The sequence below is a fragment of the Mycobacterium sp. TKK-01-0059 genome (assembly GCF_000709305.1).
In the GTDB taxonomy this organism is placed as follows: Bacteria; Actinomycetota; Actinomycetes; order Mycobacteriales; family Mycobacteriaceae; genus Mycobacterium; species Mycobacterium intracellulare.
Genome location: NZ_KL446993.1, coordinates 702187 through 726594, shown reverse-complemented (window position 1 = coordinate 726594; position 24408 = coordinate 702187). Strand labels below are relative to the sequence as shown.

The 24408-nt window shown below is 70.3% G+C and carries 22 protein-coding genes; 7 read left to right on the top strand and 15 right to left on the bottom strand.

Features of this window, described 5'->3' with window-relative positions; all coding sequences use genetic code 11:
- Positions 1-3 precede the first annotated feature (3 nt).
- The 5 genes from pstA to K883_RS03660 are packed head-to-tail and all read right to left on the bottom strand — an operon-like array spanning position 4 to position 5059.
- Positions 4-852, bottom strand: coding sequence for a phosphate ABC transporter permease PstA (pstA, locus tag K883_RS03680; protein ID WP_008259864.1), 849 nt, complete (start codon positions 850-852; stop codon positions 4-6).
- 1 nt (position 853) lies between these two features.
- The gene (gene pstC, locus K883_RS03675) at positions 854-1879 is read right to left on the bottom strand and encodes a phosphate ABC transporter permease subunit PstC (RefSeq protein WP_051197834.1); all 1026 of its coding nucleotides are present in this window, start codon (positions 1877-1879) and stop codon (positions 854-856) included.
- A 22-nt stretch (positions 1880-1901) separates the two neighbouring features.
- On the bottom strand, positions 1902-3032 hold the full coding sequence (pstS, locus tag K883_RS03670) for a phosphate ABC transporter substrate-binding protein PstS (RefSeq protein ID WP_020823406.1): 1131 nt from the start codon (positions 3030-3032) through the stop codon (positions 1902-1904).
- Positions 3033-3082: 50 nt separating this feature from the next.
- Complete coding sequence (gene pstS, locus K883_RS03665; RefSeq protein ID WP_014712274.1) at positions 3083-4216, bottom strand: phosphate ABC transporter substrate-binding protein PstS; 1134 nt, start codon at positions 4214-4216, stop codon at positions 3083-3085.
- A 36-nt stretch (positions 4217-4252) separates the two neighbouring features.
- Entirely contained in the window at positions 4253-5059 is an 807-nt protein-coding gene (locus tag K883_RS03660) for an ATP-binding cassette domain-containing protein (RefSeq protein ID WP_051701139.1), read from the bottom strand.
- A 184-nt stretch (positions 5060-5243) separates the two neighbouring features.
- Between K883_RS03660 and pstS (K883_RS03655) the strand changes: the two genes are divergently transcribed.
- Complete coding sequence (gene pstS / locus K883_RS03655) at positions 5244-6350, top strand: phosphate ABC transporter substrate-binding protein PstS (protein WP_008259858.1); 1107 nt, start codon at positions 5244-5246, stop codon at positions 6348-6350.
- Positions 6351-6365: 15 nt separating this feature from the next.
- Positions 6366-8351, top strand: a complete 1986-nt coding sequence (locus K883_RS03650; RefSeq protein WP_008259849.1) for a serine/threonine-protein kinase PknD — start codon at positions 6366-6368, stop codon at positions 8349-8351.
- A gap of 3 nt (positions 8352-8354) precedes the next feature.
- Here K883_RS03650 and K883_RS03645 read toward each other — a convergent pair whose 3' ends face one another.
- Positions 8355-9563, bottom strand: a complete 1209-nt coding sequence (locus K883_RS03645; RefSeq protein ID WP_008259842.1) for a CaiB/BaiF CoA transferase family protein — start codon at positions 9561-9563, stop codon at positions 8355-8357.
- 15 nt (positions 9564-9578) lie between these two features.
- Positions 9579-10493, bottom strand: coding sequence for a class I SAM-dependent methyltransferase (locus K883_RS03640; protein ID WP_008259833.1), 915 nt, complete (start codon positions 10491-10493; stop codon positions 9579-9581).
- Positions 10494-10651: 158 nt separating this feature from the next.
- Here K883_RS03640 and K883_RS03635 point away from each other — a divergent pair, with 158 nt between their 5' ends.
- Positions 10652-11302, top strand: coding sequence for a cation efflux transmembrane domain-containing protein (locus tag K883_RS03635; RefSeq protein WP_036453745.1), 651 nt, complete (start codon positions 10652-10654; stop codon positions 11300-11302).
- Positions 11303-11308: 6 nt separating this feature from the next.
- On the opposite strand, the gene ctpC is transcribed toward K883_RS03635, so the two are convergent.
- From ctpC to K883_RS03615, 4 genes are all read right to left on the bottom strand, one after another.
- A complete protein-coding gene (ctpC, locus tag K883_RS03630; RefSeq protein ID WP_008259831.1) occupies positions 11309-13525 on the bottom strand; it encodes a manganese-exporting P-type ATPase CtpC in 2217 nt (738 codons plus the stop codon).
- Positions 13526-13533: 8 nt separating this feature from the next.
- Positions 13534-13815, bottom strand: a complete 282-nt coding sequence (locus tag K883_RS03625) for a DUF1490 family protein (protein WP_008259830.1) — start codon at positions 13813-13815, stop codon at positions 13534-13536.
- A 107-nt stretch (positions 13816-13922) separates the two neighbouring features.
- A complete protein-coding gene (locus K883_RS03620; protein ID WP_014385683.1) occupies positions 13923-14639 on the bottom strand; it encodes a TIGR03089 family protein in 717 nt (238 codons plus the stop codon).
- A gap of 6 nt (positions 14640-14645) precedes the next feature.
- Positions 14646-16118, bottom strand: a complete 1473-nt coding sequence (locus K883_RS03615) for an LCP family protein (RefSeq protein WP_036389908.1) — start codon at positions 16116-16118, stop codon at positions 14646-14648.
- Positions 16119-16242: 124 nt separating this feature from the next.
- Here K883_RS03615 and rfbD point away from each other — a divergent pair, with 124 nt between their 5' ends.
- The 3 genes from rfbD to K883_RS03600 are packed head-to-tail and all read left to right on the top strand — an operon-like array spanning position 16243 to position 19091.
- On the top strand, positions 16243-17130 hold the full coding sequence (gene rfbD / locus K883_RS03610) for a dTDP-4-dehydrorhamnose reductase (RefSeq protein ID WP_036453742.1): 888 nt from the start codon (positions 16243-16245) through the stop codon (positions 17128-17130).
- Entirely contained in the window at positions 17123-18013 is an 891-nt protein-coding gene (locus tag K883_RS03605) for a glycosyltransferase family 2 protein (protein WP_036453741.1), read from the top strand. The genes rfbD and K883_RS03605 overlap by 8 nt, the downstream gene beginning before the upstream one ends.
- Before the next feature lies 1 nt (position 18014).
- The gene (locus tag K883_RS03600; RefSeq protein ID WP_036453740.1) at positions 18015-19091 is read left to right on the top strand and encodes a mannose-1-phosphate guanylyltransferase; all 1077 of its coding nucleotides are present in this window, start codon (positions 18015-18017) and stop codon (positions 19089-19091) included.
- A gap of 54 nt (positions 19092-19145) precedes the next feature.
- Here the strand turns inward: K883_RS03600 and K883_RS03595 are convergent, their stop codons facing one another.
- The 4 genes from K883_RS03595 to cofD are packed head-to-tail and all read right to left on the bottom strand — an operon-like array spanning position 19146 to position 23665.
- Positions 19146-19691, bottom strand: a complete 546-nt coding sequence (locus K883_RS03595; RefSeq protein ID WP_036455257.1) for an NUDIX hydrolase — start codon at positions 19689-19691, stop codon at positions 19146-19148.
- On the bottom strand, positions 19688-21286 hold the full coding sequence (locus K883_RS03590) for an Eco57I restriction-modification methylase domain-containing protein (protein WP_036453738.1): 1599 nt from the start codon (positions 21284-21286) through the stop codon (positions 19688-19690). The genes K883_RS03595 and K883_RS03590 overlap by 4 nt, the downstream gene beginning before the upstream one ends.
- Positions 21287-21314: 28 nt before the next feature.
- The gene (locus K883_RS03585) at positions 21315-22667 is read right to left on the bottom strand and encodes a coenzyme F420-0:L-glutamate ligase (RefSeq protein WP_014385679.1); all 1353 of its coding nucleotides are present in this window, start codon (positions 22665-22667) and stop codon (positions 21315-21317) included.
- A complete protein-coding gene (gene cofD / locus K883_RS03580; protein WP_014385678.1) occupies positions 22664-23665 on the bottom strand; it encodes a 2-phospho-L-lactate transferase in 1002 nt (333 codons plus the stop codon). The genes K883_RS03585 and cofD overlap by 4 nt, the downstream gene beginning before the upstream one ends.
- Positions 23666-24054: 389 nt before the next feature.
- Between cofD and K883_RS03575 the strand changes: the two genes are divergently transcribed.
- Positions 24055-24393: a WhiB family transcriptional regulator gene (locus K883_RS03575; RefSeq protein WP_014380966.1), complete on the top strand. Its 339-nt coding sequence runs from the start codon at positions 24055-24057 to the stop codon at positions 24391-24393.
- Positions 24394-24408: the final 15 nt, after the last annotated feature.

Genomic DNA, 24408 nt, shown 5'->3' with positions numbered 1-24408 from the left:
GGGCTACCCGGATTCCGAGTGCCGCCGCGCGAACCAGGTGATCAGCCGCCCGAGGATGATCAGCAGGAACACGAACACGATCAGCAGGAACGCGGCGTCGTAGGACAGGTCGCGGGCCGCCTTCGACGGCAGGTTGTAGAACGTCCAAATCGGGTAGGTCAGGTAGCCGACCGGTGAGTCGGTGAGCTTGCCGGTCGGGGCCGAGTTCGACCAGCCCGCCGTGTACAGCATCGGCGCCGTCTCGCCCACCGCCAGCGCGAGCGCCACCAGTAACCCGGTGACGATGCCGGGGATCGCCGACTTGAGCACGATCTTGCGCAGGGTCCAGCCGAGCGGCAACCCGAGCGCTTCGGCCCCCTCCCGGTAGGCCGTGGGCACCTGCGCCAGCGCGGACTCGGTGGCCTTGGCGATGTAGGGAATGCTCATCGCCGAGAGCGTCAGCACCCCGGCCGCCAGGGAGAAGCCCCAGTGGAATTTCACCACCAGGGCCAGGTAGCCGACGTAGCCGAGCACGATCGACGGGATGCCGGACAGGATCTCGTAGGCGCCGCGCAGGATGGAACGCGTTCTGCCGCCGGCGAATTCGGAGAGATAGATCCCGGTCAGCACGCTGACGGTGCCCCCGACCAGCATGACGCCGACGCCGATGACCACGGTGCCGATGATGGCGTTGCGCAGCCCGCCGCCGTTGCCGCGGGTGTTCTCGGTGAGCACGCTCCATTTGAAGACCGGCAGGGCGCGCCCGACGACCTCGACCAGCATCCACAGCGTCGGCACGACCACCACCGCCAGGCAGCACACGCAGCCGATCCAGAACAGCGCGTTGACGATTTTGCGTCGGGTACCGACCATCTCAGACACCCCGTCCCACCGGCAGCGCCGTGCCCGACACCCGGCGCACCATCGCGCGGGCCGCGACGTTCGTGAGCAACGTGATCACCATCAACACCAGGGACACCTCGGCGAGGGTCTTCACGGCGAAGTCGGTGAAGTCCGTCATCGCCGAATCCAGCTGCGACACAACGGTGGCCGCGATGGTGGTCATCGTCGCGTAGATGTTGGCGGGTATCGCGCCCAACACTGCACCCGACACCATGGCGACGGCCATCGTCTCTCCCAGCGCGCGACCGAGCCCGAGCACCACCGCGCCGACGATGCCGCTCGACACCCACGGCAGGGTGACCCGCCGCGCGCACTCCCAGTCGGTCATCCCCAGCGCGACCGCGCCCTCGCGGGGCAGCACCGGCACCTGACGGATCAGGTCGCGGGTGGTGCTGGCGATGATGGGAATGACCATCACCGCCAGCACCAGCCCGGACACCAACAGGCCCTCCCCGTTACCGGTGTTGCCGCGCAAGTAGCTGAGCACCGGCACGTCGGGCGCGTTGCGGGCGATCGCCGGGGCCACGTAGTGGGCGATGAACGGACCGAATGTCATTGCGCCCCAAAAGCCGACGATGACGCTGGGGATGCCGGCGAGCAATTCGAGCACCATCCCGATGGCCGACGCGAGACGCTTCGGCAACCGCTCCACGATCACCAGCGCCGCCCCGATCGACACCGGCACCGCGATGACCAGGGCGATCGCCGAGGTCGCGAGGGTGCCCACGATCAGCGGTAGCGCCCCGTAGTAGGCGCCGACGGGATGGCGGACGCCGCGGGTGACGACGGCGTCGCCGTAGGTGTTGCCGGGGTTCCACTCGGTGGCGGTGAAAAAGTGCAGCCCGTTGACCCTGATCGCGGGCAGCGCCTCGAGAAGCAGGGTCGCGAGCACGAACACGAGCGCGAGCAGCGGAACCACCGCGCCCGCCACACCCAGGGAACGGATGGCCAGGCCCGGGCGGCGCGCGCCGCGGATCCGCGCCCGCGCGCCGCCCATCGCGATGTCGGTCACCAAACCCCTACTGGCCGCTGATCTTGGCGATCTGGGCGTCCGACAGCTTCGCCACGTCGGCCGGCAGCGGCTGGAAGTGAACCTTGTCCAGGAACGAGGCGTTGTTGCCGTCGCTGATCGCCCAGTGCAGGAAGGCCTGCAGGGTCTGGGCGGTGGCGGCGTCCTTCTGTCCGCTGTTGACGATGGCGTACTCGTAGTTGACGATCGGGTAGCCGTCCGGCGCCGGGCCGTTGATCAGCGAGATCGCTTGGTTCGCCGGGGTTTTCGAGGCGAATCCGGCGGCCGCGGCCTGAATGCTCTTGGCGTCGGGCAGCAGGTACTTGTCGGAGGCGTTGGCCAGCTGCGCCTCGCCGAGCCCCTTGCCCTGGGCTTGGTCGAGGAAGCTGATGCCGATGTAGGCCACGCAGCCCGGGGTGTCCGCGCAGCCGGTCACCATGCCGCCGTTGCCGTTCTCCCCGAGCGCGCCGGGCACCGTCGGGAAGGCGACGGTGGTGCCGAAGCCGGGCGATTTGCCCCAGCCGTCGGGGTCCTGCTTGGACAGGTACTGGGTGAACAGGAAGGTGTCACCGGAGCCGTCGGAGCGGTGCAGCGGAACCACCGGTGTGGCAGGCAGATTCACGCCGGGGTTCAGCCCGGTGATCTGCGGGTCGTTCCAGGTTTTGACGGAGCCGTTGTACATGCCGGCCAGCACCTTGCCGTTGAGCTTGATGTGTTCGGTGACACCGGGCAGGTTGTAGTTGACCTGCTGCGCGGAAATGGCCAGCGCGATGTTCATCAGTCCCTTGTGCGCGGCCATGTCGCCCTCGGACAGGTAGGCGTCGGAGGCGCCGATCGCGACCGCCCCGGCTGCGGCCTGGGAGATCCCGGTCCCGGAGCCGGTGCCCTGGGTGGTGATAGTGACGTTGTTGTACTTGTCGTGATAGGCGGGGCCCCACAGGTTGAACAGCGGGTACAGCAGCGTGCTGCCCGTCTCCGACAACGTCACCGGCGACGACGCCGGCGTCGTCGCGACCGGGCCGCCGCCACCCTGACTCGGCGCACCGGTCTGCGAGTTCGAACCACACGCAGCGGCGGCGAAAACCAGGGGCGCGGTCGCGGCCATCGCCAGCAACCTACTCATACGAACTTTCACGGCCATCTCCCTTTCTCTTTCCTTTAGGTCCCTTGCGTCCCTTTGCTTTTCTGCGCTCATCCGCCGATCTTGGCGATCTGGGCGTCCGACAGCGTCACCACCTCGGCCGGCAGCGGCTGGAAGTGAACCTTGTCCAGAAACGACGGGCCGTTGCCCTCGGTGATCGCCCAGTGCAGGAACGCCTGCAGCGTCTGGGCGGTGGCGTCGTCGCGCTGGTCCGCGTTAACGATCGCGTACTCGTAGTTGACGATCGGGTACCCATCCGTGGCGGGGCCGTTGATCAGCGAGATCGCCTGGTTCGCCGGGGTTTTCGAGGCGACGCCGGCGGCCGCGGCTCCAATGCTCTTGGCGTTGGGCAGCAGGTATTTGCCGGAGGCGTTGCCCAGCTTTGCCTCGCCGAGGCCGTGCTGGTCGGCCTCGTCGAGCGAACCGATGCTGGTGTAGGCCACACAGCCCGGGTTCGCGGCGCAGCCGGTCACCATGGCGCCGTCGCCGTTCTCGCCCAGCGCTTCGGGCACGGCCGGGAAGGAGACGGTGGTGCCGAACCCGGGCGAGCGGCCCCAGCCGTCGGGGTCCTGCTTGGACAGGTACTGGGTGAACTGAAACGTGCTGCCGGACCCGTCGGAGCGGTGCAGCGGCACCACCGGGGTCGCGGGGAGCTGCAAGCCGGGGTTGATGCCGGCGATCTGCGGGTCGTTCCAGGTCTTGATCGTGCCCCGGTACATGCCGGCCAGCACCTTGCCGTTGAGCTTGAGGTGCTGATGCACCCCGGGCAGGTTGTAGTTGACCTGCTGCGCCGAGATGGCCAGCGCGATGTTCATCAGCCCCTTGTGCGCGGCCATGTCGCCCGCGGACAGGTAGGCGTCGGAGGCGCCGATGACGACCGCCCCGGCGGCGGCCTGGGAGATCCCCGCGCCCGAGCCGCTGCCCTGGGTGGTGATGGTGACGTTCGGGTGCTTGGCGCGGTAGGCGGCGCCCCACTCGCTGAACAGTGGGTAGAGCAGCGTGCTGCCGGTCTCGGAGAGCTCGATCGTGGACGTCGCCGGGGCGGTGGCGACGCTGACGGCGGCCGGGCCGGTGCTCGACGCACCACGCCCGGCGGTCTCGGCGTGCGAACCGCACGCCGCGATCCCGAGGACCGGCGGCGCGATGGCCACCAGACCCAGCAGCGTACCCAGACGACTCCTCACGTCCCCGCTTCCTCTTCCCGGCGAGACCCTTTCCCGCTATTGGCTTTCTGAGACGCTTTCCGCGACCCCGGCCGTCTGCGAGGAACCCCGATCCGAGCCCTGTGCCGGCCGGAACGGCGCGAAGTAGCGGACGGTCTCCTCGTGCTGCGGCGACAGGAACAACTGCTTGGTCGGCCCCTCCTCGACCAGCCTGCCCTCGAAAAAGAAGGCGGTCCGGTCGCCGGTACGGGCGGCCTGCGCGAGATCGTGGGTGACCATGATCACGGTCAGCCGGTCGGCGAGGGAGCGGATCAGTCCCTCGATCTTCTCGGTGGTGGTCGGGTCCAGCGACGAGGTGGGCTCGTCGAGCAACAGCACGTCCGGGTTGACCGCGAGCGCGCGGGCCAGGCACAACAACTGCTGCTGGCCACCGTAGAGCCGGAACGGCGAATCGCCGAGGCGATCCTTCACCGCGTCCCACAGGCCGACCTCGGTGAGCCGGGCCTCGGCGACGCTTTTGAATTGCTTGCGCGGCGCCATTTTGTGCGCGCGCACGCCGGCCACCACGTTGTCCATGATCGACATCGGGAACGGGTTGGGACGCTGGAACAGCATGCCCACGCTGCGGCGAAACTCCATCAGGTCGCGGTCGGCGAAGATGGTGCGCCCGCCCAGCAGGACGTCACCGCTGTGCCGGAATCCGGAGACCTTGTCGTTCATCCGGTTCAGGGTGCGCAGGAAGGTGGTCTTGCCCGAGCCGGTCGGCCCCAGCAGGGTGGTGACGGAACGGGCGGGGAAGTCGAGGCTGACCTGCTCGAGGACCGTTTTGGGGCCGAACCCCAGGGTGAGGTCGACGGCCCGCATGAGCTGGCCACCCTCGGCGACAGGAGCCGCAACTGCGGCCGGTAACTGTTGTTCGCGACGCATTGACAACCGATGCTACGTGTCTGCGCCCGGCACGCGGTCACCGGCCATTAACCTCTTATTCTTTGTCAAGGGTTTGTATATTCGCGATTGGTTAACTTTTGTTGACGATCGAAGGAGTTTCGTGAGGTTCGCTCGATCTGGCGTCGCCGTGAGCGTGGTGGCCGCCGTCGCCCTGGCGCTGGCGGGATGCGGCGACAACAACTCGTCGTCGGGATCGAGCGGCAAGCAGGCGTCGGTGGACTGCGGCGGTAAGAAGGTCCTCAAAGACAGCGGCTCGACCGCGCAGCAGAACGCCATCGAGCAGTTCGTCTACGCCTACGTTCGGGCCTGCCCGGGTTACACGCTTGATTACGACGCCAACGGCTCCGGCGCCGGCGTGACCGAATTCCTGAACAACCAAACGGATCTCGCCGGTTCCGATGTCCCGCTGGACCCGTCCACCGGTCAAAACGACAGGGCGGCGCAGCGGTGCGGTTCGCAGGCCTGGGATCTGCCCACGGTGTTCGGCCCGATCGCGGTCACCTATCACCTGACCGGGGTGAGCGGGCTGAAACTGGACGGGCCCACCGTGGCGAAGATCTTCAACGGCACCATCACCAAGTGGGACGATCCGGCGCTGAAGGCGATCAACTCGGGCCTGGCCCTGCCGTCGACGCCCATCACGGTCATCTTCCGCAGCGACAAATCCGGCACCACCGCCAACTTCCAGAAGTACCTCGACGGCGCGTCGGACGGCGCCTGGGGCAAGGGCGACAGCGAGGTGTTCAACGGCGGCGTCGGGCAGGGCGCCAGCGGGAACAACGGCACGTCCGCGCTGCTGCAGAACACCGAGGGGTCGATCACCTACAACGAGTGGTCGTTCGCGGTGGGCAAGCAGCTGAACATGGCGTCGATCATCACGTCGGCGGGCCCGGACGCGGTGCCGATCACCAAGGACAGCGTCGAAAAGACGATCGCCGGGGCGACCTTCAAGGGGCAGGGCAACGACCTGGTGCTGGACACCTCGTCGTTCTACAAGCCGACACAGTCCGGCGCGTACCCGATCGTGCTGGCGACCTATGAAATCGTCTGTTCGAAGTATCCGGACGCGGCGACGGGCAAGGCGGTGAAGGCGTTCATGCAGGCCGCGATCGGGCCGGGCCAGGAGGGGCTGGACCAGTACGGTTCCATCCCGCTGCCCAGCTCGTTCACGGCGAAGCTGTCGGGCGCGGTCAATGCGATTTCGTGACATGGAGACTCGACGGTGAGCGATAGCGGACCGGCCTCGCGGGCCGGGTCCTGGTTCGGGCCCTACCGGCTGGTGCGCCTGCTGCGCCAGGGCGGCATGGGCGAGGTGTACGAGGCCGAGGACACCCGCAAGCGCCGCATGGTGGCCCTGAAACTGATCTCACAACAGTTCTCCGGCAACTCGGAGTTCCGTGCCCGCCTGCAGCGCGAGGCCGATATCGCCGGACGGCTGACCGAACCGCATGTGGTGCCGATCCACGACTACGGCGAGATCGACGGGCGTTTCTATGTGGACATGCGCCTCGTCGACGGCGTCGACCTGGGCACGCTGTTGCGCCGCGACGGGCCGCTGGCCGCGCCGCGGGCGATCGCGATCATCAGCCAGGTCGCCGCCGCGCTGGACGCGGCGCACGCCGTCGGGGTGACGCACCGCGACGTCACACCGGGCAACATCCTGATCACCGGCAGCGACTTCGCGTACCTGGCGGATTTCGGAATCGCCCGGGCCGCAACCGATCCGGGGTTGACCCAGTTCGGGACCGCGATCGGCACGTATTACTACATGGCGCCGGAACGATTCACCGACGACACCGTCACCCACAGCGCCGACATCTATTCGCTCGCATGCGTTTTGAGTGAGTGCCTGACCGGCTCGCCGCCGTATCGGGCCGACACGATCGAACGGCTGGTCGCCGCGCACCTGACGAAGGCACCCCCGTCACCCAGCCAACTGCGCCCCGGGGCGTTTCCGCCCGCCCTGGATCAGGTGATCGCCAAGGGCATGGCCAAACGTCCCGAGGAGCGCTATCGCACCGCGGGCGAATTCGCCGCCGCCGCGCATGACGCGCTGACCACGTCCGAGCAGCGCAAGGCGACCACGATCCTGCGCGAAGGGGAGGACGCGGTCCAGCGTGCGGAGGCGTCGGCCCAACGCCCGGAGCGCGAGCCGCAGTCCTGGCCCGCGGCCGAGACCATGGCCGGTCCGGTGGCCCCGAGGACCGTCGGCACCGGCTGGTCCGAGCGCTCCGGCCATCACCCCTCGCTGATCCGTCCCGCCCCAACGACGTTCGGCCACACCTACGGGTCCGGGCCGGACTTCAGGAGTCCCGCCGTGCCGATCGACAGCAAGCGAAAGCAGTGGATCATCGTCGGCGCCATCGCGCTCGTCGCCCTCGTCGCGTTCATCGTGGCGGTCGCCGGTTACCTGTCCACGCGGTCCTCGGGGCCGCCGCAGGAGGCGTCCGGTCAAAGTGTGTTGCCCTTCAACGGGATTGACTTCCGCCTCTCCCCGGGCGGGGTGGCGCTGGACAGCGCCGGCGACGTCTACGTCACCAGCGAGGGCATGTACGGGCGCGTGGTGAAGCTGACGGCCGGTTCGAACGCCACGACGGTGCTGCCGTTCCACGGGCTCTACCAGCCGCAGGGTCTGGCCGTCGACGGCGCCGGCACGGTGTACGTCGCCGATTTCAACAACCGGGTGGTCAGCCTGGCCGCGGGCTCCAACGACCAGAAGGTGCTGCCGTTTTCCGGTCTGAGCTACCCCGAGGGCGTCGCGGTCGACAGCCAGGGCGCGGTGTACGTCGCCGACCGCGGCAACAGCAGGGTGGTGAAGCTGGCGGCGGGCTCCAAGACCCAGACCGAGTTGCCGTTCAACGGACTGAAGAATCCCGACGGTGTCGCCGTCGACGCCGCGGGCACCGTGTACGTCGCCGACACCGACAACAACAGGATCGTCAAGCTCGACGCCAATTCGAATACCCAGGCGGAGTTGCCATTTCAGAACGTCTCCGTGCCGTGGGGCATCGCGGTGGACAACAGCGGCACCGTCTACGTCACCGAACACGACAAGAGTGACGTGCTGAAGTTCCCGGCGGGCTCGAACACGCCGACCGTCCTGCCGTTCGACGGGCTCAACACGCCCTTGGCGGTGGCGGTCGACAAGGAACGAAGCGTCTATATCGCCGACCGCGGCAACGACCGGGTGGTCAAGCTGACGCCCTGAGGCTCACGACGCGGGTTGCGGTGCGCCCAGATACTCCTCGGTGTGCTGCCCGAGGGCCGGGGGAGGGTCGGTGGCCCAGCCGGCCGACGAGGCCTCGAAGCTGGAATAGCGTGCCGGGGTGCGGATCACCGTGACCGCGTCCTCACCCTCGCCGACCGGCAGGGCGAGCTCGTTCTCCGCGAACAGCGCGGTGCCGACCACCTGCTTCCAGGTGTAGGCGTGGCAGGCCATCAGGCCGCCGTCCTGCAGCAGCCGGACCCATTCGTCGGCGGTCTTGGCGGCCAGCGCCTTCTCGAGTTCCTCGGTGAGCTCCGGATAGTTGAGCGCCCGGGCGCGCTGGTCGATGAACCGCTCGTCCTCGCGCATGTCGGGGCGGCCGATGATCTCGCACAGCTTGTCCCAGTGCTTGGGCACGTACGCGCTGATCACCAGGTATCCGTCGGCCGCCTTGAAGGCGTCCGACGGCTGGGTGGCGAACCCGACGCCCTTGCGCCGCTTGGGCTTTGGCGCCGAATCGGACGGCTTGGGTTCCGCGTTGGGCTTGTTCAGGTGGATGGTCAGCTGGCTGGCCTGCAGGCTGACCGCGACGTCGTACATGGCGACCCGCACGACGTCGGCCACGCCGTGGCGCTCGCGGTTGAGCAGCGCGGCCAGGACCGCCTGCGCCAGCACGTGTCCGCTGGCGGCGTCGACGAGCTGGAACGGGATGATCTGGGGTTTGCCGCTGGGCGTGGGCATCCCGGTGGTCATGCCGGATTCGGCGGCGACCATCAGGTCCACGCCGGGCCGGTTGCCCTCCGGGCCGTTGCCGCCGTAGGCCGAGAGGCGCGCGTAGATGAGTTTGGGGTTGCGGGATTGCAGCTCGTCGGGCCCCAGTCCCATGCGTTCCATCACCCCGGGCCGAAACCCTTCCAGCACAACGTCTGCGGTGTCGACCAGCCGCATGATCTGCTGCTTGGCCTCGTCGTCGCGCAGGTCCGCCATCACCGACTTCTTGCCGCGGTTGTGGGGGAGGAACAGGGTGGCCAGCGGCGGGCGGCCGGGCAGCACCGCGGTGATGTGGCGGGCCGCCTCGCCGACGGGCGCCTCGACCTTGATGACCTCGGCCCCCAGGTCGGCCAGCACCTGGCCGGCCATCGGCCCGGCGATGTTCTGGGTGAAGTCGAGCACCCGGAATCCGTCAAGTGGCTTGGGTGGCTTGCTGTTTGGCACTGGTGCCTGCCTTCCTCAACGCGCCGCGTTGCGCACCGCGGTGCAGTAGTAGTTCTGGGCGAAGGGCGCCTCGGGGTCGGTCGATTGCAGCGGGAGCCCGGTGTTGGCCAGCAGCTGATTCAGCGGCGTGCGCACCGGCTGCCAGCCCTGCTGCTGCAGGTAGGTCGCCACGTCGTTGCGCGGCCCGGGGAATCCCAGGTCGCCCAGCGCGATGTCGAGGCCGCCCTGCCGCCACTTTTCGCTCGCCGCGTTCAGCGCGTCCCCGCTGACACCGGTGTTCGCGAACACCTCGGCCACCAACTGGCTGCCGTCGGCGGACAGCTCGGTGATGTTGTCCAGCAACCGATCCTGGGCCTCCGGCGGCAGGAAGCCGATCAGACCCTCGGCGGCCCAGGCGGCGGGTCGCCCGGCGTCGAAGCCGGCCTGGCGCAGCGCCGACGGCCAGTCGTGGCGCAGGTCGACCGGGACGTTGCGCACCTCGGCGGTCGGCTCGGCGCCGAGGTCGGCGATGGTGGCGGCCTTGAACTCGAGCACCTGCGGCTGGTCGATCTCGAACACCGTGGTGCCCGCGGGCCAGGGCAACCGGTAGGCGCGCGCATCCAGGCCGGAGGCGAGGATGACCACCTGACCGATGCCGGCCGCCCCCGCCTCGGCGAAGAACGCGTCGATGTAGCGGGTGCGGGCGGCCATCATGTCGGTCATGCGCTGCATGCCCCACGCGGCGCCGGGCTCGTCGACGTCGGCGGAATCGAGTTCACCGGCCGCCCACCGGGTCATGAAGTCGACGCCCACCGCGCGCACCAGCGGCTCGGCGAACCGGTCGTCGATCAGCCCGTCCCGGGTGGCCCGGGCCCGTCCCGCGGCCACCATGGTGGCGGTCGCGCCCACGCTGGTCGCCAGGTCCCAGGTGTCGTCGTCGGTGCGCGCCATCGCGGAAATCCCTTCGGGTCTACTGGTTAGCCACAATAACTACCAACGCCGGGCGGCGGCCGGCGGGCCGGGCCCCGCCGTGCCGGCGGCGCGACACAGATCGATCACGGCCGGGTGTTGCGACCCCGGCCCCGCCGCGCGCTCGCTAACCTGGCCCAATGACCACATCGGCCGCCCTGACGCAGGAATGCACCGCCGCGCACGACGCCGGCTGGCGGCGCGGCGCCGCGTGGGCGCGCCGGCTGGCGTGGATCAGCCTGGCCGTGGTGCTCGTCGAGGGCGCCGTCGGGCTGTGGCAGGGGCTCTCTGTCGGCTCCATCGCCCTGACCGGCTGGGCCCTCGGCGGGGCGTCGGAGTCGCTGGCCAGCGCGATGGTGGTGTGGCGGTTCAGCGGCGCGCGCACCTTTTCCCCGAGCGCCGAGCGGCGCGCACAACGCGGCGTCGCGGTGTCGTTCTGGCTCACCGCCCCGTACATCGCCGCCGAATCCATCCGCGAGCTGGTCGGCGAACACCGCGCCGAGACGTCGATGATCGGCATCGCCCTGACCGCCCTGGCCCTGCTGCTCATGCCGGTGCTGGGCCGGGCGAACCACCGCTTGGGCGCGCGGCTGGGCTCGGGCGCCACCGAGGCCGAGGGGATTCAGAACTACCTGTGCGGCGCCCAGGCGGCCGGGGTGCTGATCGGCCTCGCGGCGACGGCGCTGTGGTCGAGCGCCTGGTGGATCGACCCCGCCGTGGGGCTCGCGATCGCCGGTGTCGCCGTGTGGCAGGGCGTGCGCGCCTGGCGCGGCGAGCAGTGCGGCTGCTGAGCCGGGTCAGTTGCCGCTGCCGTTGCGCGGCGCATCCAACCGGTATCTGATCAGCCGGGAGCTGTTGGCCACCACCGCCACCGACGACGCGTTGTGCAGGATCGCGGCCAGCACCGGGGACAGCGCGCCGCCCGCCCCGATGATCAGCCCGGCGGCGTTGACGGCGATGGACATGCCGTAGTTCTCGCGGATGACGTCGACGGCGCGGGCCCCGAGGTCCCGCACGTCGAGCAGGCGATGCAGGTCGTCGTTGGCCAGGGCCACGTCGGCGGTCTCCACGGCGACGTCGGTTCCGGCCAGCCCCATCGCGATGCCGATGTCGGCGGCCGCGAGCGCGGGCGCGTCGTTGATGCCGTCGCCGACCATCCCGACGATGAAGCCCTCGTCCTGCAGCTCGCGCACCGCCGCGAGCTTGTCCTCCGGCATCACCTCGGCGTGCCACTCGTCGATCCCGAGTTCGCGCGCCACCACCTCGGCGATGTCCGGGTGATCCCCGGTGAGCATGACCACCCGGCGAATACCGTTGGCGCGCAGCTTCTTCAGCACGTCGGCGGCCTCCGGCCGCACCTCGTCGCGCAGGCTGATCAAACCCACCAGCGTGCCGTCGACGGCCAGCAGCAGCGGCGTCTCGGCCTGGCGGCGCAGCCTGTCCACCCATTCCGACGCCTTCTTGGACACCCTGACCTTTTCGGAGCGCAGCAGCCCGGGGCTGCCCAGCAGCAGGGTCCGGCCGTCGGCCCAGGTCCGCATGCCCAGCCCGACCAGCACCTCGCACTCCTCGTGCGGCGGGATGGTGATGTGGCGTTCCTCGGTGGAGCGGATCACCGCCTCGGCCAGCGGGTGCCGCGAGTGGATCTCCGAGCTGGCCGCGTAGGCCAGCACCTGTTCGGGCTGCCAGTCCTTGTGCAGCGCAATGATGTTGGTGACCACCGGGCGTCCGACGGTGAGCGTGCCGGTCTTGTCGAACACGATCGCGTCCACCTGGCCGGCCTGCTCGAGGTGCGAACCGCCCTTGATCAGGATGCCGCGGCGCGCGCCGTTGCCGATCGCCGCGCTGATCGCCGTCGGGGTGGCCAAACCCACCGCGCACGGGCAGGCGATCAGCAGCATCGTCATCGCCCGGCGGACGTCACCGGTGATCGCCAGCGTGATGGCCGAGACGATGAACGAGGTGGGAACGAAACGGCGGGAGAAGTTTTCGCCGACGGTCTGAATCGGCGCCCGGTCGTGTTGCGCCTCTTCGACCCGGGCGATGATGCGCCCGATGGTGGTCTGGTTGCCGACCGCGCTGGCCCTCACCACCAGGCGTCCGCGCACCACCACCGAACCTGCGTGCACGTGCGCGCCGGCCACGATGCTGACCGGCAGGTTCTCCCCGGTGATCGCGGACTGGTTGACGACGGCCTCGCCGTCGACCACCTCGCCGTCGACCGGGATCGCGACGTGGTCGTGCACCACGACCTCGTCGCCGATCTGCACGGTGTCGATCGGCACCTGGACCTCGCGCGGGGTGGGGCCGTCGTCGAGCCGCAGCCACGCCGTGTCCTGGTTGCCGCGCAGCAACTCCGAGATGGCCCGACGGGTCCGTCGCAGCGTCAGATCCTGCAGGTACTCACCGATGTTGAGCAGCCATAGCACCGTCAGCGCGACCACGTTCTCCCGCAGCACCAGGCTCGCCACGGTCGCCGCGGAGACCAGCGCGTCGGTCCCGGCCTTGCCGGAGCGCAGCGAGCGCAGCGCGCCGCGCAGGAAGGGGTAGCCGGTGAAGACGGTGACACCGGTGGCGAACAGCCGGCCGCTGGGGCCGAGCAGCGGCGGCCGCGCGAACACGTAGCGGCGCATCCCGAGCAGCGCCAGCGCCGCGCCGCCGATCACCATGCGCAGCACGTCGGCGTTGCGGATCTCGGTGGAGTGCGGCGCGCGCGCCGGGATCAGTTCGGCCGCGACGTGCGCCGCGTCGCCGATGGCCGCCAGCACCGAGGAGCGGTCGCAGCGCCGCGGCGAATACCAGACGATCACCGACCCGGTGCGCGGGTAGGCGTGCACCACGCGCACGCCCTCGCACTTGGCGACGGCCTCCTCGACCGCCACGGCGCGCCGCGAATCGGCGCGCACCCAGGCGACCGCGACCCGCATACGTCCGGCGGCGTCGGAAATCACCTGCAGCGCGGGGTCTTTCGCCCGCACCTCGTCGTCAACGTCGGGGACTAGGGCGAGGTCCATAGCGGCGATCAGTGCTCGTGGTCGTGGGGTTCTGCGATCGACGGCGTGGGCGCCTCCTCGCCGATGCGCTCGCGGGCCTCGGCCATGACGTCGGCGAGGCGCAGGCGCGCCGACTCGGCGGCCTCCTCGGCCCTGCGGGTGCCGCGCAGACCGAGCTCGGCGCCCTTCACCGCGGTCTCGTGCAGCGGCGCCTTGGCCACGGCCTTGCGCACCACCTCGTAGGCCGTCACGCCGACCAGCCCGGTGACGACCGTCCCCGCCGCCTTCGCCAAGAGCCCGTACACCGCCATTGCCGCAACCTTCCTCGTCGTCCGCGTGTTCAGCCCGTGCTCGCTCGACGTTAACATCGAAATATTGCGATATCAATATGAATCGTGCCGGGGCGGGTGGCGCCGCCTCAGAGCACCCGGGTGACCTTTTCGGTCTCGATGCGGCGCGACTGCGCGTCCGGATCGGCGTTGGCCACCTGCACCAGCGAGGCGCCGACGGCCATGATCGCCAGCAGGTTGTCCACCAGCTCGGCGGGTTCGGTCCACGGCTTGCCGGACAGCACGCGGTCGCTCGACGTCAAACCCCTTGCCGCCGCGGATGTTTGACAATCCGCCAGCACGTCGTCGACCGAGCGGCCACCCAGCGCGGGCCCCGGGCGCGGTTCGGGAACGATCTGGTCGCCGTGCACCCGCACCGCGGTGGCGTAGTCGGTCACACCGATCGGCAGGTCGGGTGCCGGGCGGCCGAACGCGTCCAGCGACAGCACCGCGACCTCGCCCCCGGCCACCGCGTCGTCGGCTTCGTCAAGGCGCTCGGTGGTGCAGAGCGCCAGGTCGGCCGGCCCCGCCAGCACCGCCTCGGCGCCGATCCACCACACCCCGAACAGCACCGCGGCCGTCTGCCAGTGCGCGGGCAGCAGGATCGCGACGCGACTGGCCGGCCCGGCCCCCAGTTCGTCGCGCAACAGGTTGCCGGTCTTGGCGGCCCAGTTGGCCAGCGTCACCCCGGACAACTCGATGCGCTCGCCGGTCGCGTCGTCGTAGTAGGTGATCCGCGGGCCGACCGGGTCGGCCCGCAACATCGGATCGAGGATGGCCCCGCTCAGCGTGCTCGGTTGCTGCACGGGTCGTTAGTTTATGCACTCCGGTTTGTCGGAGCCGGCGGTCAGGATCGGCGACGGCGGGGGGACGTTGGGGTTGGTGGCCACCGCGCCGGCGGTGGACACCCGCGCGGGCATGATCGTCTCGGTGCCCGACAGGCCCGAGCCCGGGCCGCTGTAGTCGTTGGCCAGCACCACCCGCACCGCGCCCGGCGCCAGCGAGGCGTCGGCGATCACCGGCAGCCCACCCAATTCCTTGGAGACCTCCTTGGCCCCCATGTCGTCGCTCTTGGCGGCGCGGACCTGGCTGGCCTTGACGTGCCCGCCGTCGTTGTTGCCCACCGTGCCCGTGGCAAAACCCTTGGCGCTCAACACGTCTGACACGGCCGCGGCCAGCCCGTTGATGTCGGTGTCGTTGACGACGCTGGCGGTGGTCTTCGCGGGCGTGTAGGCGATCTCCTCGGTCTTGCCCTCCTCCTGCTCGTGCAGGAGTCCGTTCACCCAGTCGGCCACCTGGTGCGGGTCCACCCGCACCACGCTCTGCATGCCGTCGTCGCTCCAGCCGGCGCCGTCGAGCACCGGGATGGTGGCGAACGCGACGTTGCCGCCGGCCAGCTTCTGCATCTGCTGCACGAAATCCATCACGTCCCACCCGGCCGAGATCACCACCGAACGCTGCACGGCGGCTTCCAGGCGCCGCACCGTGGTGGGGCTGGACAGCGTCTTGCCGGAGATGACCCGGTGGGCCAGCGAGGCCATCACCACCTGCTGGCGCACCACCCGGTCCAGGTCGCCGCGCGGCAGTTCGTGGCGCTGGCGCACGAAGCTGAGGGCTTCGGGGCCGCTGAGCCGTTGCGGGCCCGCCGGGAAGTCGGCACCCGAAAGGGGCTCGAACACCGGCTCTTTGAGGCAGACGTCGACGCCGCCGAGGGCCTCGGTGATCAGCGAGAAGCCGAGCAGGCCGATCTCGGCGTAGTGGTCGACGGTGACGCCGGTCAGGTCGGCGACGGTCTTGATCAGCGCCTCGCGGCCGGCCTCGGTGCCCTGGGCGGCCGCGTCCGCCGCGGCGTCGCCGGCGCGGACCAGGCTGGCGCGCTTGGCCTCCCGGGTCTGGCCGTAGACGCCGTTGATCTTCGTCTTGCCCAGGCCGGGGGCGGCGACGTAGGAGTCGCGCGGGATCGAGATCGCGGTTGCCGACTTCCCGTTGTTGGGGATCCGGATCAGGATGATCGTGTCGGTGTTGGTGGCTTCCTCGTCGCCGGCCCGCAGCGTGTCCAGTTCCTCTTGGGACAGCGGGTTGCCGTGCGCGTCGGTGCGGCTGTCGAGGCCGACCAACAGGATGTCGATCGCGCCGTCGTCGCCGCCCTTGCCCAGCGAGGGCGCCGACATGTGAAAGATGCCGTCTTCGAAGGACCGGACATTGCTCCACGCGATCCCGGTGCCGACGACGACCGCGAGCGTCAGCACGGTGGCAATCACACGAACCACACGTTGCACAGGCATCCCACTACATTACTTGCGACACACGAGCTTCACGGGTAGCCGACGGCGGCGTGGCCCGCGCTACCCGCGATTTCTTGGGCCCCGCGCTTTTCTGGGCTTTTTCGGGCCATGCCAAACTCGAACCATGTCAGGCAGGATCGTGATCGCCGGCGCCGGTGGGCAGCTGGGCGGCTATTTGAGCTCGCTGGCGGCGGATCAGGGCCGGGAGGTCCTGGCGCATTCGTCGTCGCAGTGGGACATCACCGACCCCGCGGCCGCCGAACGGATCGTGCAGCGCGGTGACGTGGTGATCAACTGCGCGGCCTACACAGATGTCGATGGCGCCGAGACCGACGAGGCGGGCGCCTTCGCGGTCAACGAGGCCGGTCCCGGGCACATCGCGCGGGCCTGCGCGCGGGCCGGCGCCCAGTTGATCCACGTCTCCACCGACTACGTCTTCAACGGCGACTTCGGCGGCGCCGCACCCCGGCCCTACGAGCCCAGCGACCAGACCGCGCCGCAGGGCGTGTACGCCCGCAGCAAGGCCGCGGGGGAGCAGGCCGTCCTGGCCGCGCTGCCCGAGGCGGTCGTGGTCCGCACCGCCTGGGTCTACACCGGCGGCGCCGGCAAGGATTTCGTCGCCGTCATGCGCCGGCTGGCCGCCGGGGACGGCCCGGTGGACGTGGTCGACGACCAGACCGGCTCGCCGACCTACGTCGGCGACCTGGCCGCCGCGCTGCTGCAGATCGTCGACGACCGCGTGCCCGGCCCGATCCTGCATGCCGCCAACGAGGGCGCGGTCTCGCGGTTCGAGCAGGCCCGCGCCGTCTTCGAGGAGTGCGGCGCCGACCCGGCGCGGGTGCGTCCGGTCGGTACCGACCGCTTTCCCCGGCCGGCGCCGCGACCGGCCTACTCCGCGCTGTCGGGTGGCCAGTCCGCGGCGGCCGGGCTGCGGCCGCTGAGGCCCTGGCGTCCCGCGCTTGTCGCGGCCCTGGCCGCGGCCGATCGACCGTTACCCTCTACGCGTGACTGACGTGCTGCCGGTCGTGACGGTGACCTACTCACCGGGCCCGCATCTGGAGCGCTTCCTGGCGTCGCTGTCGCTAGCCACGGAGCGGGAGGTGTGCGTGCTGCTGGCCGACAACGGCTCCACCGACGGCACCCCGCAGGCGGCGGTCGATCGCTATCCCAACGTGCGGCTGTTTCACACCGGAGCCAACCTCGGCTACGGCACCGCCGTGAATCGCGCCGTCGCGCAGCTGGACCGCGACGACGAGTGGGTGATCGTGGCCAACCCGGACGTGCAGTGGGGACCGGGCAGCATCGACGCCCTGCTGGACGCCGCGTCGCGCTGGCCGCGCGCCGGCGCGCTGGGCCCGCTGGTCCGCGATCCCGACGGGTCGGTGTATCCGTCGGCGCGGCACCTGCCCAGCCTGATCCGCGGCGGCATGCACGCGGTCGTCGGGCCGTTCTGGAAAACCAACCCGTGGTCGGCGGCGTACCGCCAGGAGCGGCTGGAGCCCAGCGAGCGCCCGGTGGGCTGGCTGTCGGGGTCGTGCCTGCTGGTGCGCCGGTCGGCATTTGAGCGGGTCGGTGGATTTGATGAGCGCTACTTCATGTATATGGAGGACGTCGACCTCGGCGACCGGCTCGGCAAGGCGGGCTGGCTGTCCGTCTACGTGCCGTCGGCGGAAGTCCTGCACCACAAGGGCCACTCCACGGGCGGGGACCCGGCGAGCCACCTGGCCGCTCATCACAAGAGCACGTATATGTTTCTGGCCGACCGGCATGCCGGTTGGTTGCGCGCGCCGCTGCGCTGGGCGCTGCGCGCCTCGTTGGCGGTACGTTCCCGCCTGATGGTGCGCAGCGCGGTGCGCGCGTCGGGCCGGGCGAAACTGGTAGAAGGGCGACACTGAGGTGGGAACTCCACAAGTCGACGTCGTGATCCTGGTCGGCGGCAAGGGCACCCGGCTGCGGCCGCTGACGCTGTCGGCGCCCAAGCCCATGCTGCCCACGGCCGGACTGCCGTTCCTCACCCATCTGCTGTCGCGGGTCGCCGCGGCGGGCATCGAGCACGTCATCTTGAGCACGTCGTATCGGGCCGGCGTCTTCGAAGCGGAGTTCGGTGACGGCTCGAAGCTGGGCCTGCAGATCGAATACGTCACCGAGGAGAGCCCGCTGGGCACCGGCGGCGGCATCGCCAACGTCGCCGGCCACCTGCGGCACGACACCGCCATGGTGTTCAACGGCGACGTGCTCTCCGGCGCCGATTTGGGCCAGATGCTCGACTTCCACCGCGCCCAGGAATCCGACGTCACCCTGCACCTGGTGCGGGTGGGCGACCCGCGGGCCTTCGGCTGCGTGAGCACCGAGGACGGCCGGGTCACCGCCTTCCTGGAGAAGACGCAGGATCCGCCGACCGACCAGATCAACGCCGGCTGCTACGTGTTCTCGCGCCGCGTGATCGACCGGATCCCGCGCGGCCGTGAGGTTTCGGTGGAGCGCGAGGTGTTCCCCGCGCTGCTGTCCGATCCCGACGTCAAGGTCTGCGGCTACGTCGACGCCAGCTACTGGCGCGACATGGGCACCCCGGAAGACTTCGTCCGGGGATCGGCGGATCTGGTCCGCGGCATCGCGCCGTCTCCCGCCCTACACGGCCACCGCGGCGAGCAACTGGTGCACGACGGCGCGGCGGTGTCGCCGGGCGCGGTGCTGATCGGCGGGACTGTGGTGGGGCGCGGCGCCGAGATCGGGCCCGGCGTCCGACTGGACGGCGCGGTGGTCTTCGACGGGGCCAAGGTCGAGGCGGGCAGCGTCATCGAGCGCTCGATCATTGGGTTCGGCGCGCGCATCGGCCCGCGGGCGCTGATTCGCGACGGGGTGATCGGCGACGGCGCCGACATCGGCGCGCGGTGCGAACTGCTGCGCGGCGCACGGGTGTGGCCCGGTGTGTCGATTCCCGACGGCGGGATCCGCTACTCGTCCGACGTCTGAAGGCCGTTCCCGACGAGTGCCCGGCTAGCCGGGCACTCGGCTGCGAATGTGCGGCTAGCCGGGCGCTCGACCGAGCGCCCGCGACACCAGGTACGCCAGCGCGTGATCGGTGCCCTCCGGCAACTCGTCGGCGGGCCACCAGCGCAGGTCCTCCGACTCGTCGCTGATCGCGATCCGCGCGCCGGCCGGCGCGTGCGCCACGAACTGCAAATCCAGATGCCGGGTCGGCACGCCCAGCGAGCACACCACCGGGTGCACGTGCACGGCCGCCAATTCGGGCTCGATCCGCAGCCCGTCGACCCCGGACTCCTCGGTGGCCTCGCGCAACGCCGCGGCGACGATGTCGGCGTCGCCGTCGTCGCAATGGCCGCCCAGCTGCACCCACCGGCCCAAGCGGCGATGCAACGTCAGCAGCACCCGGTCGCCCGCGTCATCGAGCATCAGCGCCGACGCGGTGACATGCCCCGGCACACACTCGCGGCGGCACGCGTCGTCGCGCGCCGCAACGAACGCCAAGACGGCGTGCCGCAACGAATCCTGGCCCGCGTCCGGGGGTTCCCAGCCGGACAGGGTCGCGATCACCGATTCCCGCAGGCTCACCGGGTGCCCCGCCGTTTCCTGCGATCGGCCAGCGATGCCCACGCCCCCCGGCATTCCGCCACCGTCTCGGCCGGCAGTCCCAGCCCGTCGATCAGCACGCGACGGTCGACGAGGTCGAGCGCCTTGTCGATCTCGCCCGCCTTCAACAGCAGGTCCACATCGACGGCGAGGTCGGGATCGGCGTGTGCCGGCGCGGGGATGGGCAGCTGCTCGGCCTCGCGGGGTTCGAGTTCCAGCACGCCCCCGCCGTAGCTGCGGCCCATGATCTCGGCGAAGGCGAACGTCACGCTGTTGTGGAACACCGCGGCCAGCGCCGCCGGGTCGACGGGGTCCTCACCGGACAGGCGCACCCGATGCACGGTGTCGGTACTCACCGCGCCCACACCGTTGACGGTCAGCCGCGGCGCCCGGTGAATCTGGCGCAGCAGGAACAGATCCGGCGCCCACAGCGACGGCGTCCGCCACCACGGCGTGCGGATCGAGCACTTGTAGCCGCGGTGCACGCCGGCGGCTTCCCCGGCGAGGATGTGGGCGATCAACGCGGGATCGGCCGGCTCGCGTGGCGCGTTGAGCAGCCAGCCGCGGTGCCCGGCCGCGAGATCGCTTGCCCGGCAATCGGTGTCGTAGACCAGCCCGGACAACTGGGCGCTGCGCGAGACCAGCGGGACGCAGTGCGGCCGCAAACCCAGCTCCGCCGCCTGGGCGTCGGTCAGGGTGAAGAACGCGTTGCGCCCGGTCACGATGCCGACGTCGACCTCGGCGACGGACCCGAGCGGGAGCAGGGCGCCGGAGCCCTTGAGCGCGCGCAGCAGCCGGATCGCGGCGGGGTCCAGAAAGTACTTGGTCCACTTCTCGTTTTCGTGCAGCAGCGCGGGCGCCCAGCCGGCCTCGAGGTCCGCCCGCGCCAGCGCGTCGGCGTTTGGCAGGTGCACGGTCCGGATGCGGGCGGGGCCGGACCCGACCGTGTCCCTTATGCCGCAGAACAGCACGACCTCTTGCAGGATGCCGTCGAACACCAGGCGCTGGAAGGTCAGCAGCGTGATGTCGCGGAATCGGCTCACCAGAAAGTCGCGCAGCGGCGCGGCGTAGGAGACCTGCAGCAGCTCGGCCGGCAGCACCAGGCCCACCCGCCCGCCGTCGCGCACCAGCAGTGCGGCGGCCACGACGAACGGCACCCACGCGTTGGTCAGCCTGGTCGGGCGCAGCCCCGCGCGGCGCATCAGCTCCAGGGCCGGGTCGCGGTGCTGCGACGCCCAGTTGCCGAACCGGATGTAGGGCGGATTGCCGGCGACCCCGTCCCAGCCGCCGGCGCCGGCTTCGGCGGCGCGGGCCATCCAGGTGAACAGGCTGTCGGTGTCGACGGGCGCGAACCGGCGGGCCTTGGCCGCCTCGCGCGCGATCAGCTCGACGCCTTGGGCGCGGTCGCTGAGCGCGGCCAGCTCGCGCAGGATCGCGCCGTCACCGCAGGAGGGTTCGACGATCTTGGGGCCGGCCTCGCGAACCCAGCGGGCCAAAAAGCGCGCCACCGGCGCCGGGGTGTAGTAGCCGCCGCGGACTTTGTCGGCCGAGGCCGCCGCCTTGCCCGCGAAGTTCATGGGCTTAGTATCTCGGAAAAACGACGGCTCACTTGCGGATCAGCAGGTCCCCGGGATCCGCGGCGTCGCGCGGGCCGGCGGGCTCGGCGGCGTAGCCGATGGCGATGGCGCCCAACGGCTCCCAGTCGGCGGGCAGGTCGAGCTCGGCGCGCACCAGGTCGGCGGCGAAGATCGTCGACCCGATCCAGCAGCTGCCCAGCCCGCGCACCGCCAGCGCGACCAGCAGGGCCTGCACGGCCGCCCCGACGGCCACGGTGAACATGGTGTGCTCGGCGTCGGTGCGGGCGGCGTCCGGATAGGAGTGGGCGCCGTCGGGAACCAGGATCGGGATGACGACTTCGGGCGCGTCGTAGAGGATCTGGCCGCGCGCCACCCGGCGCTCGATGGCCTCGGCGGGCCTGCCGTCGCCGGCGAGGTCGCTGCGCCACTTGTCCTTCATGCGGTCCAGCAGCCGGGCCCGGGTGCCCGGGTGCTGCAGCCAGACGAACCGCACCGGGCGGGTGTGGTGGGGGGCCGGCGCGGTGAGGGCCTCGGCGACGGCCGCCTCCACCAGATCGGCCGGGACCGGCTCGGCGCTGAACCGGCGCACCGATCGGCGCAGCAGCTGCGCCTCGCGGCGGCCCATGTCGATCGCCTCGGCCGTGCCGAGCCAGAACAGGTCTTCGGTGCCGGGCCGCAACAAGTCCCGTGCCGTCGAGCCGTCGTCGGTCACGGACAGGCCGCGCACCACCGCCACCGGCATCGCGGTCAGTTTGCCCTTGACCAGGTCGGCGGCCGCGGCGATCTCGTCGGCGATCGCGACCTCGGTGACCAGCAACTCGTTGCCGTGCTGGTCGAGCGCCCCCGAATAGCCGTGCAGCACAGCCAGTCCCGCGGCGCCCACCGCCGCGTCGGTCTGGCCGTTGCGCCAGGCGCGGCCCATGGTGTCGGTGATGACGACGGCGACCTCGACGCCGAGCCGCTCGCGCAGCGCGGCGCGCAGCGTGGCGGCGCTGCCATCCGGGTCGACGGGCAGCAGGGCCAACTCGTCGCGCCCGACGTTGGAGCCGTCCACGCCCGCGGCGGCCTGCACCAGCCCGATCCGGCTCTCGGTGATCAAGGTCTTGCCCTTGCGGGCCAGCACCCGAACGGCCTCGTCGTCGACCAGCTTGCGCCGCAGCCGATCGCGCTCCTCCGGGTCGCGGGGCGCCGGCACCAGCCGGCCCTCGCATTTGGACACCGCCTTGCTGGTGACCACCACGACGTCGCCGTCGCGCAGCCACGGCGCGGCCGCGGCGACGGCCGCGCCCAGATCGTCGCCCGGCCGGAATTCGGGCAGCCCGGCGACGGGCAGGATCTCGATCGCGGCGGCGGTGCCGTGCTCGCCGGGGGAGGGGGTCAAAACGCCACCCCCGCCAGCTCCAGCCCGGCGCGGACCATCTCGGCGGTCGCCTCGGGGTCGGTCATCACCAGCGGCACCGAGCGCACCGCGACGCCCTCGATGTCGGCGCCGTCGCCTTCACTCACCAGCCAGCCATCCAGGATGCCGGTGCCCCGACGCGCGCCGTAGTGGCGGCCGACGGCCTCGGCGGTGGACTCGACGCCGATCACCGACAGGCAGGCATCGGCCATGCCGCGCAACGGCTTTCCACCGATGATCGGCGAGTAGCCGACGACCGGGGCCTTCGCCGCCCGCAGCGCGCCGCGAACGCCGGGGACCGCCAGGATGGCGCCGACGCTCACCACCGGATTCGACGGGGCCAGCAGGATGACGTCCGCCTCGGCGATGGCCGCTGTGGCTTCGGTTGTGGCCGCTGCCTTTTCGGCGCCGACGAACGCGAAGCTGTGGGTGGGCACCTGGGCGCGGTAGCGCACCCACCATTCCTGGAAGTGGATGGCCCGCCGGCCGCCGTCGTCGGGATCGGTTATCACCACGTGCGTCTCGCAGCGGTCGTCGGTGACGGGCAGCAGCCGCGCGCCCGGTTGCCAGCGGTCGCACAGCGCCGTGGTGATCTGCGACAGCGGGTAGCCGGCGTTGAGCATCTGGGTGCGCACCAGGTGGGTGCCCAGGTCGCGGTCGCCGAGTCCGAACCAGTCCGGCTGCACCCCGTAGCGCGCCAATTCCTCTTTGGCGTGCCAGGTTTCGTCGCGGTGCCCCCACCCTCGCTCCGGGTCGACACCTCCACCTAAGGTGTACATGCAGGTGTCCAAATCGGGGCAGACTCGCAGTCCGTGGATCCAGGCGTCATCGCCAACGTTGACGATCGCCGTCAGCTCGTGACTGCCGGCTTTCGTGTCTGGGCGCCCTTGCGTGTGAAACTGACCCAGCCCGAACAACTGTTGAATCCCCAGCAGGAAGCGGGCGCCGCCAACCCCACCGACCAGGACGGTGACCTTCACTTGAGCCTCACACAGCACGACAGTACTGCCCGACGAGCGTGCGGTGGTGGGCCCGTCGGGCCTGCCTCAAAGTCGGGGCTCCCCACGACTTGTGGGGAAGTTGTGAGCTATGTGATCAACACGCCGACGGCCCAAAGCAACAGAAACGCCGAAATTCGATCACGAGATGGTATGGAAATGCGCCGAAGTGCTTGACCCGGCAGATCAACCCGTGTCTAATCACATCAGTGTCATTTCCCGGTTGGCCGGCCGACTCCGGTGTCGCAGACCGAGATTCGATCACTTGTTCGAATTGTCTGTACATCAGAACAGTGGGAAATCAATCACTCTTTCTCAATCAAGCTGAGGAGGCGGACGACCGTATGTCTTACGAAACTTTTCGAGGCGCAATGGCGAGCACGCCGCACACCCCGATCGACTCGGCGCCGGCCCGACCCGCCCGGCCGCATTTGACCGTGGTTCCTGATGCGCCAGGCGCATTCGAGCCCGAGCCGTTGCCGGCGCCCGTCGCCGACCAGTGGCAGGACCGGGCGCTGTGCGCCCAGACCGACCCCGAGGCCTTCTTCCCGGAAAAGGGTGGTTCCACCCGCGAGGCCAAGAAGATCTGCCTGGGTTGCGAGGTGCGCCACGAGTGCCTCGAGTACGCCCTCGAGCATGATGAGCGCTTCGGGATCTGGGGCGGTCTCTCCGAACGCGAGCGCCGCCGCCTCAAGCGCGGCATCATCTAAAAGCCGCGCACCGTC

Bases quoted from the DNA above. Each gene is read 5' to 3' on its own strand.
- pstS (WP_020823406.1), bottom strand. From the start codon at position 3,032: ATGGCCGTGAAAGTTCGTATGAGTAGGTTGCTGGCGATGGCCGCGACC.
- K883_RS03615 (WP_036389908.1), bottom strand. From the start codon at position 16,118: ATGCCTGTGCAACGTGTGGTTCGTGTGATTGCCACCGTGCTGACGCTC.
- K883_RS03660 (WP_051701139.1), bottom strand. From the start codon at position 5,059: ATGCGGGCCGTCGACCTCACCCTGGGGTTCGGCCCCAAAACGGTCCTC.
- pstC (WP_051197834.1), bottom strand. From the start codon at position 1,879: ATGGGCGGCGCGCGGGCGCGGATCCGCGGCGCGCGCCGCCCGGGCCTG.
- pstA (WP_008259864.1), bottom strand. From the start codon at position 852: ATGGTCGGTACCCGACGCAAAATCGTCAACGCGCTGTTCTGGATCGGC.
- K883_RS03575 (WP_014380966.1), top strand. From the start codon at position 24,055: ATGGCGAGCACGCCGCACACCCCGATCGACTCGGCGCCGGCCCGACCC.
- ctpC (WP_008259831.1), bottom strand. From the start codon at position 13,525: ATGGACCTCGCCCTAGTCCCCGACGTTGACGACGAGGTGCGGGCGAAA.
- K883_RS03625 (WP_008259830.1), bottom strand. From the start codon at position 13,815: ATGGCGGTGTACGGGCTCTTGGCGAAGGCGGCGGGGACGGTCGTCACC.
- K883_RS03635 (WP_036453745.1), top strand. From the start codon at position 10,652: ATGACCACATCGGCCGCCCTGACGCAGGAATGCACCGCCGCGCACGAC.
- K883_RS03640 (WP_008259833.1), bottom strand. From the start codon at position 10,493: ATGGCGCGCACCGACGACGACACCTGGGACCTGGCGACCAGCGTGGGC.
- rfbD (WP_036453742.1), top strand. From the start codon at position 16,243: ATGTCAGGCAGGATCGTGATCGCCGGCGCCGGTGGGCAGCTGGGCGGC.
- K883_RS03590 (WP_036453738.1), bottom strand. From the start codon at position 21,286: ATGAACTTCGCGGGCAAGGCGGCGGCCTCGGCCGACAAAGTCCGCGGC.